The sequence below is a fragment of the Coprococcus sp. AM100_B19A genome (assembly GCF_027662015.1).
GTDB lineage: Bacteria > Bacillota > Clostridia > Lachnospirales > Lachnospiraceae > Allocoprococcus > Allocoprococcus comes.
In genome coordinates, this window is the sequence record NZ_JAQDKN010000002.1 from 211,189 (window position 1) to 223,900 (window position 12,712).

A 12,712-nucleotide genomic window follows, 5' to 3' on the forward strand; every position below is an offset into this window, starting at 1 on the left:
TAATATATGGCACGTTATCTTGTGATTGTAGAGTCACCGACAAAAGTGAAGACCATAAAGAAATTTCTCGGCAGCAATTACGTGGTAATGGCATCAAACGGACATGTAAGAGATTTGCCGAAAAGTCAGATGGGAGTAGACCTGGAGCATGACTTTGAGCCGAAATACATTACAATCAGAGGAAAAGGTGAGATCCTTGCAGGACTTAGAAAAGAAGTAAAAAAAGCAGATAAGATTTATCTTGCAACTGACCCGGACCGCGAAGGAGAAGCAATTTCCTGGCACTTGATGAAAGCACTTAAACTGGAAGGAAAGAAAGTATACCGGATCAGCTTTAACGAGATCACTAAAAGTGCGGTAAAGGCATCCCTGAAAAATGCACGTGATATCGACATGGATCTGGTAGATGCGCAGCAGGCGCGTCGTGTGCTGGATCGTATCGTGGGATATAAGATCAGTCCGGTTCTCTGGGCAAAAGTAAAAAGAGGACTTAGTGCCGGTCGTGTGCAGTCTGTGGCACTTCGCATCATTGCAGACCGGGAAGATGAGATCGCAGCGTTTATTCCGGAAGAATACTGGTCACTGGACGCCAATTTCAAGGTAAAGGGAGAAAAGAAGCCTCTTACAGCAAAATTCTATGGAACAAAGGATGAGAAGATCACCATCCATAACGAAGAAGAACTGCATAAGATTCTTGCAGATCTGGAAGAGGCAGAATATAAAGTGGTCGATGTAAAGCGCGGTGAGAGAAGCAAAAAAGCACCGCTTCCGTTTACAACCAGTACCCTTCAGCAGGAGGCATCCAAAGCATTGAATTTTGCAACTTCAAAGACGATGCGTATCGCACAGCAGCTTTATGAAGGTGTGGATATCAAAGGAAGTGGAACGGTTGGTCTGATCACTTACCTGCGTACGGATTCGACCCGTATCTCTGAGGAGGCGGATGCAAATGCAAGAGCCTACGTTGGAAAAGCCTACGGAGAAGAGTATGTGGCAGAGGCTGCATCGGAACAGAAGCAGAAGAATGACGGGAAAAATATTCAGGATGCACACGAAGCCATCCGCCCGTCAGATGTTACCCGTGTTCCGGCAGAAATCAAAGAATCTCTTACAAGAGACCAGTTCCGTCTGTATCAGCTGATCTGGAAGCGTTTTGTGGCGAGCAGAATGCAGCCGGCAAAATATGAGACAACTTCTGTTAAAATCGGAGCAGATGATTACCGTTTTACGGTATCGGCATCTAAGATTATATTTGAAGGTTTCCGTCTGGCATATGTGGAAAGCGATGAGGAAAAACAGAGTGGAAATGTAATGGTCAAGAGTATCGATAAAGATTCAGAACTGACGAAAGAATCCTTTGACTATAAGCAGCATTTCACACAGCCACCTGCACATTACACCGAGGCATCTCTTGTAAAGACACTGGAAGAACTTGGAATCGGACGTCCGAGTACCTATGCACCAACGATCTCTACGATTATTGCAAGAAGATACGTTGCAAAAGAGAACAAGAATCTTTATATGACTGAGCTTGGTGAAGTGGTCAATAATATTATGAAGCAGTCTTTCACAAGCATTGTCGATGTCAACTTTACCGCTTATATGGAAGGACTTCTGGATATGATCGCAGAAGGAAAGGTAGAGTGGAAATCGGTTATCAGCAATTTCTATCCGGATCTGAATGAAGCGGTTGAAAAAGCAGAAAAAGAGCTGGAAACAGTTAAAATTGAGGATGAGGTAACCGATGTAGTCTGCGAAGAATGTGGAAGAAATATGGTCATCAAATACGGTCCTCATGGAAAGTTCCTTGCATGTCCCGGATTCCCGGAATGCCGCAACACCAAACCGTATCTGGAGAAGATCGGAGTTGCCTGCCCGAAATGCGGAAAAGACATTGTACTGCGTAAGACAAAGAAAGGCAGACGTTATTACGGATGTGAGGATAATCCGGAATGTGATTTTATGTCATGGCAGAAGCCATCAGAAGAAAAATGTCCGAAATGCGGAAGCTATATGGTAGAAAAGGGAAATAAACTTGTCTGCGGTAATGAACAGTGTGGGTTTGTTAAAAATAAAGAGAAAGATGAAAAATAAATCAAATTTCATTGAACTATTCAGAATTGTATGATAATATATTTATATGCACATTTTTTTGACTAATTTGTGTGCATAATTTCAACAATATTTCATATTCGTGAAAAATGCGAACGGAAACGCACATTTTTAATAAAAGTATATGGAGGCAGATATGAGCGTACAATTATTGGATAAAACAAGAAAAATTAACAAACTGTTGCACAATAATAATTCAAGCAAAGTTGTGTTTACAGATATCTGTGAAGTTCTGACAGAGATTCTGGCATCGAATGTACTGGTAGTTAGTAAGAAAGGAAAGGTACTCGGTGTCAGCACATGTGAAGGAGTCCCGGAGATCCATGAACTTTTGCAGGACGAAGTGGGAGAACATATTGATCCGATGTTGAATGAACGTCTTCTCAGTATTCTTTCCACAAAAGAGAATGTTAATCTGCAGACACTTGGATTTACAGCTGATGTATCCCAGGGATATCAGGCGATCATTACTCCAATCAACATTGCAGGAGAGAGACTTGGAACTCTGTTTTTATACAGAAAAGAGTCCATGTACGAAATTGATGACATCATTTTGAGTGAGTACGGAACCACTGTCGTGGGACTTGAGATGCTCCGCTCTGTTAATGAAGAGAGTGCAGAAGAGACCAGAAAAGAACAGATCGTACAATCTGCGATCAGCACCCTTTCTTTCTCTGAGCTGGAAGCAATCATCCATATTTTTGATGAACTTAACGGAATGGAAGGGATTCTGGTGGCAAGCAAGATTGCAGACCGTGTGGGAATCACCCGTTCTGTAATTGTCAATGCACTCCGCAAATTTGAGAGTGCGGGTGTGATCGAATCCCGTTCATCCGGTATGAAAGGAACTTACATCAAGGTTGTGAATGATTACGTGTTCAAAGAACTGGATAAGATTAAAAAAGAAAAAATGAATTAAGGATAAAAGTAAAAGAGGGGTATCAGACAAATCTGATGCCCTTTTCTTTAACGGGGAATTATATTTGTAAAAAGGAGAGAAGAGAGCATGTATGATGGAGATAAAGCTGTACTTACGATGGTACAGTATCTGAAAGAAGATAAGGAAAAAGATGAGAATATTTATGAGGCAACAGTCATAGAATATCAGAAGGAGATGGAGCAGGTACATCTGATCCTGCGCTCAGGCAGTCTTTCTGATATTTCACTGGATGCAGTATATGAATGCCGGATCCGGACGATCACTTGTGAGACTGTGTGTACAGGGATGATAAAGGAGCGTTATGAGAACCGTGCAGGTATGATTCTGGTTCTGCAGGTGACGAATGGATTTTATGAAATAAATCTAAAGTAATTATAAAATTCAAAATCGAATGTTGACAAAAAAGAAAGAGAGTGCTATCTTATACCTAGAAAGTTTTTAGCACTCGATTTTGTTGAGTGCTAACAAGATAGAGTTAGGAGGAATTATAATGAAATTAGAACCATTAGCTGACAGAGTTGTATTAAAACAGTTAGTTGCAGAGGAGACTACCAAATCAGGAATCGTACTTCCTGGACAGTCAAAGGAAAAACCACAGCAGGCAGAAGTTGTTGCTGTAGGACCTGGCGGAGTTGTTGATGGAAAAGAAGTTACGATGAATGTTTCAGTAGGTGATAAAGTTATCTATTCCAAATATGCAGGTACAGAAGTAGAACTCGATGATGAAGAGTACATCATTGTAAAACAGAATGATATTCTTGCAGTGATCAGATAATCCGGCAGGATATCATATACAGATAAAAATCAGATTTTCAGATTAGAACAGAATTTTATTTTTAAGAATCAGGAGTGATAGAAATGGCAAAGGAAATTAAATACGGAGCAGACGCAAGAAAGGCACTGGAAGCAGGTGTCAACAAACTTGCTGATACAGTAAGAGTAACAATCGGACCAAAAGGAAGAAACGTAGTCCTGGATAAATCATTCGGAGCACCGCTTATCACAAATGACGGTGTAACAATCGCAAAAGAAATCGAACTGGAAGATGCATTTGAAAATATGGGAGCACAGCTGATCCGTGAAGTTGCATCTAAGACCAACGATGTTGCAGGTGATGGTACAACAACAGCAACTGTTCTTGCACAGGCTATGGTACACGAAGGAATGAAGAACCTGGAAGCAGGTGCAAACCCGATCGTATTAAGAAAAGGTATGAAGAAAGCAACAGACTGTGCTGTAGAAGCTATCAAGAAGATGAGCAGCAAAGTTACAGGAAGAGAGCAGATCGCAAGAGTAGCAGCTATTTCAGCAAGTGATGACAGTGTTGGTGAGATGGTAGCAGAAGCTATGGATAAAGTTTCCAACGATGGCGTTATCACAATTGAAGAGTCAAAGACAATGAAGACAGAGCTTGACCTTGTAGAAGGTATGCAATTCGACCGTGGATATATTTCAGCATATATGTGCACTGATATGGAAAAGATGGAAGCAAATCTTGACGATCCATATATCCTGATCACAGACAAGAAGATTTCTAATATTCAGGAAATCCTTCCACTGCTGGAACAGATCGTACAGTCAGGAGCAAAACTTCTTATCGTAGCAGAAGATATCGAAGGAGAAGCTCTTACAACTCTGATCGTCAACAAACTGCGTGGAACATTCAATGTAGTTGCAGTAAAAGCACCTGGATATGGTGACAGAAGAAAAGCTATGCTGGAAGATATTGCAATCTTAACAGGCGGACAGGTAATCTCAGAAGAACTTGGTCTGGAACTGAAAGATACAACAATGGCACAGCTTGGACGTGCAAAATCTGTAAAAGTTCAGAAAGAGAATACAGTCATCGTTGATGGTATGGGCGATAAGGCTGCTCTGGAAGCCAGAATCGGACAGATTAAAGCTCAGATCGAAGAGACAACATCTGATTTTGATAAAGAAAAACTTCAGGAAAGACTTGCAAAACTCGCCGGCGGAGTTGCAGTTATCCGTGTAGGTGCTGCTACTGAGACAGAGATGAAAGAAGCAAAACTCCGTATGGAAGATGCTCTTAATGCAACAAGAGCAGCAGTAGAAGAAGGAATCATTGCAGGTGGTGGATCAGCATACATCCATGCATCAAAAGAAGTTGCCAAACTTGCAGAAACTCTGGAAGGTGATGAAAAGACAGGGGCAAAAGTAGTCCTCAAAGCTCTGGAAGCACCATTATTCCACATTTCAGCTAACGCAGGTCTTGAAGGCGCAGTTATCATCAACAAGGTAAGAGAAGCTGAACCGGGAAATGGCTTTGATGCTTACAATGAAGAATATGTAGATATGGTGAAAGCAGGTATCCTTGATCCTGCAAAAGTAACAAGAAGCGCACTGCAGAACGCTACAAGTGTTGCATCTACACTCCTTACAACAGAATCCGTTGTTGCTAACATCAAAGAAGATGCACCGGCTATGCCGGCGGGCGGAGCTCCGGGAATGGGCATGATGTAAGCTAAAAATATGATTTTTAGAAAACTCCTCAGAAGAGGAGTTTTCTTTTTATTATAAAAGTGTTACAATAGTTCTAATATATAAATTTGGAGGTTAGGATATGGGTGATTTTTACACAGAACAGCTGGTGAAGAGGCAGAAAGCATCTTCGACGACGCTGATCAAAGCAATACTTATCATACTTACTGTTCTGTCGGTCGTACTTATATTTATGATCCCATTCGGAATAATTGGTCCGGTGATCATGATCGCACTGGATGTTTTTTTGTTCCGGAGTATGGATGTTGAATATGAGTATTTATTTGTGAATGGGAGTCTTGATATTGATAAGATTATGGCAAAATCCCGTCGGAAAAATATGTTTTCCATGGAGATGACGGATCTTGAGATGATGGCACCTTCCGGTTCGCCGGAACTCAGACCTTATCAAGGACTGAAAGGAACCGATTACAGTTCAGGTATGCCGGGGGCAGATACATATGAGCTGATCGTTGTAAATAACGGGGAAAAGAAAAAAATTATTTTTGAGCCAAATAAGACAGTTTGTGAAGGACTGAAGATGCTGGCACCAAGAAAAGTATTTTGTAAATAATTCCCGAAAGACGTGCAGAAAAGCTTGCAGGTTCCGAGGTACAATTGCATCCGGAAAGACGGTTACGTAAAATTATCAGTGATCTGTAGAAATGTGATTGTCACGGACGGACGAATGTACTCGATAAAGGACTTGACATAGCATAGATTTATGCGTTATCATAGCAGATAATCAAAATTACAGACGAGAGAGAAAGGAAGAAAAATCATGGGAAAGATTATTGGAGAAGGAATCACCTTCGATGATGTACTTCTGGTACCTTCTTATTCAGAAGTAATTCCAAATCAGGTTGATTTATCAACTTATCTTACAAAGGGCATTAAGCTTAACATACCGATGATGAGTGCGGGAATGGACACTGTTACCGAACATCGTATGGCGATCGCTATGGCACGCCAGGGAGGTATCGGTATTATTCACAAGAATATGTCGATTGAACAGCAGGCAGAAGAAGTAGACAAGGTTAAGCGTTCTGAGAATGGTGTTATTACAGATCCATTCTATCTGTCGCCGGAGCATACACTGGCAGATGCTAATGAACTGATGGCGAAGTTCCGTATTTCCGGAGTTCCGATCACAGAGGGAAGAAAGCTGGTAGGTATCATTACGAACCGTGACCTCAAGTTTGAAGAAGATTTCTCCAAGAAGATCAAAGAATCCATGACAAGCGAAGGTCTTGTAACAGCACAGGAAGGTATCACCCTGGAAGAAGCAAAGAAGATCCTCGCAAAAGCAAGAAAAGAAAAACTTCCAATCGTAGACAAAGATTTTAACTTAAAAGGTCTGATCACAATTAAAGATATTGAAAAACAGATCAAATACCCACTGTCAGCAAAAGACGCGCAGGGAAGACTTCTGTGTGGTGCAGCGATCGGTATTACAGCGAACTGTCTTGAAAGAGCAGAAGCTCTTGTAAAAGCAAAAGTTGATGTAGTAGTACTTGATTCGGCACACGGACATTCAGCAAATGTACTTCGTACCGTAAGAATGATCAAGGATGCATTCCCGAATCTTCAGGTGATCGCAGGTAACGTTGCAACAGGAGAAGCAACAAAAGCGCTGATCGATGCAGGTGTTGATGCAGTAAAGGTTGGTATCGGACCTGGATCCATCTGTACAACCCGTATCGTAGCCGGTATCGGTGTACCACAGATCACAGCTGTTATGGACTGCTACGAAGCAGCAAAAGAGTCGGGAATTCCGATTATTGCAGATGGTGGTATTAAGTACTCAGGTGATATGACAAAGGCGATCGCAGCCGGAGCCAACGTATGTATGATGGGAAGTATCTTCGCAGGATGCGATGAGAGCCCGGGAACATTCGAACTCTATCAGGGAAGAAAATACAAAGTATATCGTGGAATGGGATCTATCGCAGCAATGGAGAACGGAAGCAAAGACAGATACTTCCAGACAGATGCGAAGAAGCTTGTACCGGAAGGCGTAGAAGGACGAGTTGCCTATAAAGGATCTGTAGAAGATACTGTATTCCAGTTAATGGGCGGTCTCCGTTCCGGAATGGGTTATTGTGGAGCACCAGACATCGAAACTCTCAAGACAACAGGACGTTTCGTAAAAATTTCTTCCGCATCCCTCAAAGAAAGCCATCCACACGACATTCACATCACAAAAGAAGCACCAAACTACAGCGTAGATGAATAAGATGCAAAATTAATCAAGAGAGAAGAATCATTTCCGTAGGAGAGACGATTCTTCTCTCTTACATTATCCAACTATTTTCAAACTTCACCCAAACCTTCAACAGTCAACTGAATCCAGCGGCAATTGTTTTTTCGGAGGGGTACACGTCCCCTTCCGACTACCTTAATAAAAAAATAATAATTTTTTCAACAATTTCTCACCATTTTATGATAGTCTGGATATAGTTGGGATTCCAACAGAAAATTTGCAAAAAACACAAAAGATTGAGATGACGAAATGAACCGAAGAAAGAAGAAAAACACCAGAGCCAACCTGTACAGGGGTGGCGATGGAAAAAGCTATTATGAGGCGAATAAGAGGCGCAGAATGAGCCGTTATATAAAGGTGGGAAGTACGATCCTGATCACACTGCTTCTTGCACTTTCTATTATGAAGATCAGTGGAAGAGGAATCTTTGCACAGAGAGCATACAGTGAGCTTTCTGATGAAGTGATCAGTGCCCAAAAGCCGGATATTGATGTAGAACTGTTAACTGTGAATGAATATTCAAGACCGGGACTTTCAACCAATGAGATTACCGGAATAGTCATTCATTACACTGCCAATCCTGGTTCGACAGCGATGGAGAACAGAGACTATTTTGAGGGACTGAAGGACAGTCACATTACGCAGGCAAGCAGTAATTTTGTAGTAGGACTGGACGGGGAAATCGTACAGTGCGTACCAACCTGGGAGGTTGCTTATGCGTCCAATACACGGAATTTTGATACGGTGTCCATTGAGTGCTGTCATCCGGATGAGACCGGAAAGTTCAACGAGGCAACTTATAAGAGCATGGTACAACTTACAGCATGGCTGTGTGAAAAGTTTTCGCTGACAGAAGAAGATGTGATCCGACATTATGATATTACAGGGAAAATCTGTCCGAAATACTTTGTCGAAAATGAAGATGCCTGGAAGCAGTTTAAAAGTGATGTAAAAGCGGTCCTGGATAACGCAAAATAAAAAATATCTATTGATTCACTTTCAAAGTGTCTGCTATAATGTTTTAATATAACGGGCAATTGAAGGCACCCGGAAAGCAGTAGAGTGAGAAACGAGGAATTGATAGATGAACGATTTGGAATTATACCGTGAAGAGCTTGCAAACTGTGATGCGAAGATCACAGAGGCATTAAAAGAAAGATATGCGATCATTGAAAAGATCATGGCATACAAAGAAGAGTATGGTATACCGATCCTGCAGCCGGAACAGGAAGAAAAGCAGAAGAAGAGACTGATGTTCAGCCTTCACAATGATAAGCACAGAGACGAGATTTATGATGTATTTGAGCGTATCCAGCGCAACAGTAAGAAGATCCAGGCTAGGAAGCTTTTTGATTACAACATTGTCCTGATCGGGTTTATGGGAGCTGGAAAAAGTACGATCTCTGATTATCTTAGTACCATGTTTGCCATGGAAGTGGTTGAGATGGACCAGCTGATTGCAGAACGCGAAGGCATGAGTATTTCCGATATTTTTGAGACCTATGGGGAGGAATACTTCCGTAATATGGAAACCAATCTTCTGATCGAGATGCAGGAGAAGAAGAATGTGATCATTTCCTGTGGTGGTGGTGTGGCAATGCGTGAACGCAATGTCGCGGAGATGAAGAAAAATGGTCGTGTAGTACTCCTTACTGCACATCCACAGACCATTCTTGACCGTGTAAAAGACAGTGACGACAGACCGCTGCTCAATGGACACAAGAATGTAGAATATATCGAGCAGCTGATGGAAGCAAGAAGAGAAAAATACGAGGCGGCTGCAGATATCGTTGTAGATACAGATAACAAGACGGTTCTGCAGATCTGTGAAGATCTGATTCAGAAGCTTCTGGAAATGGATGAGAATCATGTTTAAGACCTTTTATCCGGACGAATATGTAGCGTCCACTTATGTACTGGATTTTGAAAAAATGTATCGGGAAGGCTGTCGTGGACTGGTATTTGACATTGACAATACGCTGGTTCCGCATGGAGCACCGGCAGATGAGAGAGCAATCTGTCTTTTTGACAGGCTGCGCAGCATCGGGTTTGATACATGCCTGATTTCCAATAACCAGGAACCACGTGTAAAGCCTTTTGCCGAAAAGGTGCAGAGCAAGTATGTGTTTAATGCGCATAAGCCTTCCACGAAGAATTATATAAAAGCCATGGAGCTGATGCAAACGGACAGAGGAAACACTGTATTTATCGGAGATCAGCTTTTTACGGATGTGTGGGGAGCGAAGCGTACCGGGATGAAGAGTATTCTGGTGAAGCCAATCTATCCAAAAGAAGAGATTCAGATTGTGCTGAAAAGATATCTGGAGAAGATTGTATTACATTTCTATAAAAAAGAGAACGAAAAGAGAATGTCCTGCAAGTAGGCAGGGCATTTTTTGATAGGAAATTCCGAAGGAACTTCCTATCAAATAAAAGGCACTGCGTGCCGAAAATGTGCACTCGCACGAAGATGAAGAATGTTGCAAGCGACTGCGCTCGGCGCGAAAATGTGCCAAGGCACATTCTTTTTAGTAAAGTAAATAGAAATCCCCCGGTTCTCATAACGAGAACCAGGGGACATCAGGGGGGATACTATATTTACAAAATCTTATAAGTAGTCATGTTTGGCAAGAACATTCAGGATGTTACGTCCTTCTTCTGTACCTTCGATGATACGGCGGGCACGTACACTATCACCGATGTTCATGATTTCAACATCTTCATCTTCGAATTCTTTACGGACTGCATCGAGGATTGGAGCGTTTGCTCTCATACCAAGACATACAAATCCATAATCAAATAGCATTTCTTCTTCATTTCCTTCTGGCGTTTTAACAAGGAAGGAATCTGCTTTAACTTCAAGAAGAGCAGTATTTGGACACTGTTTTACACCATATTTATCCATCAGTGCAAAGGTTCCGACTTTGGATACCGGATCAATTCCGTTACCGATTACCGGCATCATTTCCACAATGCTTACATCAGCGCCACGTGGAGCAAAGAATTCTACTACGTCAAGACCTACGGCACCGCCACCGATAACAACGACTTTTTTACCTTTCAGATCTTCTGGATATTCCATAACATGGTTGATCATATTTGTAATAGAAGAAACTTTTCCGCTCTCTTTGTCAATATTCTCATGAAGACCCTTGATCGGTGGAAGGAGCGGATTAGAACCGGTAGCATTTACAATAATGTTCGGGTTCATGCTTCTGATCATTTCAATCGTAGCTTCCGTGTTCTTGAAGATGAACAGGTTTTTCAGCTTGCTTGCGCGATGGATCAGATAGTTCGGGAAGTCAGCAAGTCTCTTCTTATCCGGGATCTTGGAGATCAGGGCGGCAAGTCCGCCGAGTTCCGGTTTCTTCTCGATCAGGAAAGTAGTGCATCCAACCTCGGCAGCTGTACATGCAGCTTCCAGTCCGGCAGTACCACCACCGATCACAACAACGTTGCAAGGCTTGTTGATTTTCTGCTTTTTGTAATCTTCGCCGCCATTTACAGACGGGTTAACAGTACAACGGATCGGACGGTTGATTCCGATACGGTGTCCTGCACATCCGATGTTACAAGAAATACATTTACGGATATCACATTCATCACCGAATTCTACTTTATTTACCCATTCCGGATCAGCGATCAGTCCACGTCCCATACCGATCAGGTCAGCATCGCCTCTTGCAAGAATATCTTCAGCAACCTGTGGGTTACGGATGTTACCCATTGTCATACATGGTTTGCCGTAACGTTCTTTTACAGCTTTTGCCATATAAGAACGCCATCCATCCGGAAGGTAATTGGCATCAATCTGGTACTGGATGGATCCGTTCAGACCGGCAGATACGTCGAATACGTCAACTTCTTCCTGGAAGTACTGCAGGTAATCAAGACAGTCATCCAAAGTATTTCCGCCATCCATAAATTCGTCCGCACTGATACGAACAAAGATAGGGAAGAATGGTCCAACCTGTCTTCTAACTTCTTCAATAACAAGTTTTGCAAGTCTTGCACGGTTTTCCAAAGATCCGCCGAATTCGTCTGTTCTCTTATTTGTAAGAGGTGAAAGGAACTGGCTTATAAGGTAAGAATGTCCTGCGTGGATTTCTACAGCGTCAAACCCTGCGATCTGAGCACGTTTTGCGGCTTCACCGTATTTTTTAACAATATGCATGATTTCATCTTTTTCCAGTGGACGCGGAATTTCACCGCCTGCTTTTGAAGGAACATCAGAAGCAGAAACCGGCTGCATATTGATACGTGCTGACTGTGCAGAAGCACCGGCATGATTGATCTGGATTGCAATGCAGGATCCATGTTTGTGTACTGTTTCGCAAAGTTTGAAAAGTCTTGGAATGTAGTTATCCTGATCGATACGAAGCTGTGTGGTTCCGTTAGATCCCTGTGGAGAATCAACGCTGGCGTTCTCTACGATGAGAAGTCCTGTACCGCCTTTTGCACGCTGCTCGTAATAATTGATATGAAGAAAACTCATTTCACCATTCTGTTCACCGTAGTTGGTTCCCATTGGAGTCATGACGATACGGTTCTTGACCGTCATATGTTTGATGGTAAATGGCTCGAAAATGTGTTTGTATTTGCTTTTCATTAGAAATTCCTCCGTAAAAATGACTTAATAATCAAAATAAAATGATGTGAGTGTCAAAAGTAAATTTTGCCACTCACTGATGTAATCGGATTGCTCCATTGCTATGCAATTCCTGCAATCCTCAAAAAATCTTAGTCACACGAGGTTGTCTTATACCGGCTTGGGCGTACCGGTTTTTGTTAAATCCATTATAACTACAAAAAACTGAAAAATACAAATTGAAAATACATAGAAAAATAATAGAATATAACTATAGAAACAGTGAAAAAGATAAAAACAAAATTAT

At 41.9% G+C, this 12,712-nt stretch carries 11 protein-coding genes; 10 read left to right on the plus strand and 1 reads right to left on the minus strand.

What is annotated here, in order from left to right; genetic code table 11:
* Positions 1-6 precede the first annotated feature (6 nt).
* From topA to PGQ33_RS03240, 10 genes are all read left to right on the plus strand, one after another.
* Positions 7-2,094, plus strand: coding sequence for a type I DNA topoisomerase (topA, locus tag PGQ33_RS03195; RefSeq protein WP_270205246.1), 2,088 nt, complete (start codon positions 7-9; stop codon positions 2,092-2,094).
* A 154-nt stretch (positions 2,095-2,248) separates the two neighbouring features.
* On the plus strand, positions 2,249-3,031 hold the full coding sequence (gene codY / locus PGQ33_RS03200) for a GTP-sensing pleiotropic transcriptional regulator CodY (RefSeq protein WP_022220379.1): 783 nt from the start codon (positions 2,249-2,251) through the stop codon (positions 3,029-3,031).
* 87 nt (positions 3,032-3,118) lie between these two features.
* A complete protein-coding gene (locus PGQ33_RS03205; RefSeq protein ID WP_008375025.1) occupies positions 3,119-3,424 on the plus strand; it encodes a hypothetical protein in 306 nt (101 codons plus the stop codon).
* A gap of 118 nt (positions 3,425-3,542) precedes the next feature.
* Positions 3,543-3,827, plus strand: a complete 285-nt coding sequence (locus tag PGQ33_RS03210; protein ID WP_022220380.1) for a co-chaperone GroES — start codon at positions 3,543-3,545, stop codon at positions 3,825-3,827.
* An 83-nt stretch (positions 3,828-3,910) separates the two neighbouring features.
* On the plus strand, positions 3,911-5,536 hold the full coding sequence (groL, locus tag PGQ33_RS03215) for a chaperonin GroEL (protein WP_008375030.1): 1,626 nt from the start codon (positions 3,911-3,913) through the stop codon (positions 5,534-5,536).
* Positions 5,537-5,636: 100 nt separating this feature from the next.
* Positions 5,637-6,128: a DUF6106 family protein gene (locus PGQ33_RS03220; RefSeq protein ID WP_055155625.1), complete on the plus strand. Its 492-nt coding sequence runs from the start codon at positions 5,637-5,639 to the stop codon at positions 6,126-6,128.
* A 207-nt stretch (positions 6,129-6,335) separates the two neighbouring features.
* Positions 6,336-7,790, plus strand: a complete 1,455-nt coding sequence (guaB, locus tag PGQ33_RS03225) for an IMP dehydrogenase (protein ID WP_117834063.1) — start codon at positions 6,336-6,338, stop codon at positions 7,788-7,790.
* 276 nt (positions 7,791-8,066) lie between these two features.
* Positions 8,067-8,795, plus strand: coding sequence for a peptidoglycan recognition protein family protein (locus PGQ33_RS03230; RefSeq protein WP_008375036.1), 729 nt, complete (start codon positions 8,067-8,069; stop codon positions 8,793-8,795).
* Between the two features lie 106 nt (positions 8,796-8,901).
* Positions 8,902-9,693 carry a shikimate kinase gene (locus PGQ33_RS03235; RefSeq protein ID WP_270205247.1) on the plus strand — a complete coding sequence of 264 codons (792 nt, stop codon included), beginning with the start codon at positions 8,902-8,904 and terminating at the stop codon, positions 9,691-9,693.
* Entirely contained in the window at positions 9,686-10,201 is a 516-nt protein-coding gene (locus PGQ33_RS03240) for a YqeG family HAD IIIA-type phosphatase (RefSeq protein ID WP_055155622.1), read from the plus strand. Before PGQ33_RS03235 ends, PGQ33_RS03240 begins: the two co-directional genes overlap by 8 nt.
* 224 nt (positions 10,202-10,425) lie before the next feature.
* Here PGQ33_RS03240 and PGQ33_RS03245 read toward each other — a convergent pair whose 3' ends face one another.
* Positions 10,426-12,426, minus strand: coding sequence for an oxidoreductase (locus tag PGQ33_RS03245; protein ID WP_195501767.1), 2,001 nt, complete (start codon positions 12,424-12,426; stop codon positions 10,426-10,428).
* Positions 12,427-12,712: the final 286 nt, after the last annotated feature.